At 38.4% G+C, this 2,294-nt stretch carries 1 protein-coding gene and 1 pseudogene; both read left to right on the forward strand.

Annotated elements, in window-relative coordinates:
• The coding region (locus tag V7659_RS25635; RefSeq protein ID WP_335542933.1) for a glycoside hydrolase family 3 N-terminal domain-containing protein at nucleotides 1-1,333 on the forward strand (1,333 nt) is incomplete at its 5' end.
• 289 nt (nucleotides 1,334-1,622) lie between these two features.
• Nucleotides 1,623-2,294, forward strand: a pseudogene (locus V7659_RS25640) (zinc chelation protein SecC); the annotation flags it as partial.

The following is a 2,294-nucleotide window of genomic DNA, read 5'->3' on the forward strand; positions in this document are numbered from 1 at the left end:
TCATAGTATCGCTATGACGACTAAGCATTTTCCAGGCGGTGGACCAAGGGAAAATGGATTTGATCCACACTATGAAGAGGGAAAATGGAACCTATATCCCACACCTGGAAGCTTAGAAAAGTATCATATGCCTCCGTTTAGGGCAGCTGCAGAACATGGGACTTCATCGATGATGCCATATTATTCGATCCCTAGTATCAAGAAAAGTTCAGTCCAAGAATTCGAAGGTGAAAACATTCCCTTCGAAGAGGTTGGGTTTACTTTTAATGAATATTTCTTAAATACGATTCTTAGAGAAAAATTAGGCTTCAAAGGCTATATCAATAGTGACAGCGGCGTCACAAGTAAAATGAGCTGGGGCGTTGAAACCTTAACCGAGGCGGAACGTTTTGCTAAAGCGATTAATGCGGGGACAGATCTTATTTCTGACACGAATGATATTGAAAACCTTAAAACAGCGATCGAAAATGGCTGGATTAGTGAAGAGCGGATTAATGAAGCGAATGTACGCCTGTTGACTGAAATGTTTGCTTTAGGTCTATTTGATGATCGCACATACGTTTCACCAGAGAATGCTGCTTCAGTAGTTAATAATCCTGCTAGCTGGGAAGCAGCCTATGAGGCTCATAAAAAATCAGTAACCGTTCTTAAAAATAGCAACCAGACGTTACCTTTAACAGCTGATAAGCTTGGTACTAAGAAAGTTTATGTAGAAGTCTTCCACAAAGAACCAGAGCGAGCAACTTCTTATACTGAAATAGCAAGACAAGAATGTCAAGAGCTTGGTCAATTTACGTTGACGGATAACTACAATGAAGCTGACATTGCCATTCTATTTTTAAGTCCAAAATCTGGGGCATATTTCAATGCAACCCCAGGATTGTTAGAACTTGAAATCTGCGAAGATAAAACAGAAACAGCTTTGGATGGGTCTACCTATCAAGAAACCACTTTAAGTGGAATGGACCATCTTAAAGAAGTGGCAGACAGTATCCATGTCCGCGGCGGAAAAGTCATTATGAGTGTGAATTTTATTTTGCCATGGATCCTTGGAAACGTTGAACCTTTAGCGGATGTCCTAATCGCTGGTTACGACACCTACTATAAGGCACAATATGAGGTGATCGCAGGCAAAAGCCGTCCAGTTGGTGTTTTACCTTTGACATTGCCAGCTAGTGAAGCCGTCATTGCGGTTGATGAAGAAGGTAATTGTGTATCGAGAAATGATGTACCAGGCTATGACAAGGACAAGTATATGCGGGAAGGTCTCACTTATGCTTATAAAGATAGTGATGGTAATATCTATAAGCTTGGTCATGGATTAACATTTTAATATATAGTAAAACAATCATAAATCAGAAACTCGCCCAAAAAAGATTTGCGGCGAGTTTTTGTATTTCGATTGCTTCAGCTCATACATACCATTAAAGTTTTCTTTTGGTGATGCTGCTAAAATCAATTATAATACTATGGAGAATAAAGTTGGTAAAAGGACGGATACGAGGACTTTGTGAGAAAAAATAAAACCACACTTAATTAGCAAGGATATCTTAATTCAAGAAATAGTGCTTCATGCCTTACACGATTATCCAAACGTTCCTGAAGAATGGACGATAAAATTATTGAAGGAAGCTTTTACGAACGAGGACAAGCAATCGTCGATACTAATTTACATTGATAACATGAAGATCAATGAAGAGGGCGTCCAGCTTTTGTTAGAGAATATCCCAAAGATGGACAAGACCCCAATCCACTTAGCGTTGAATTTATTAGAACGGATTGATCCAAGAATTGGTCTAAAATATAAAGAACCGCTGCAAAAATATTTTAATGAAGAGCATTGGTCCTTTGTTGAACTGATCGTAAAGGGGGACGAGGAAGAAGTTTGGGAAGAATTTGCAAATACAATCAATGCTCTCGACAAAGCCACAACCTATCAGCATTCACAATTTATTAAAGCAAAAAAACTTGCCGCCTGTATCGTCCAAAATGGCTGGATCACAGAAGAGGAAATCGATGAAATTCTACAAGAGGAATTAAACGAAAAATGGTTTTCATTTCATGGAAATTTGGCTGTATATATGATTGGATTACTGAAACTAGAAAAGCATATCCCCCTGCTAGCTAGTTTGTTGGACCGTGATGATGATATCTTGTTAGAAGAGGTTTCATCCGCATTAATTGGTTTTCAATCGGATGAAGTTGTGCAAGCGGTAGAACCATATTTAAAAAATTCCGATTCAATTATTTATGCTAGTTCAGTTGTTGAAAATATTAAATCTGACCTTGCTGTT

Source organism: Neobacillus drentensis, from assembly GCF_036966985.1.
Classification (GTDB): Bacteria; Bacillota; Bacilli; order Bacillales; family Cytobacillaceae; genus Neobacillus; species Neobacillus drentensis_E.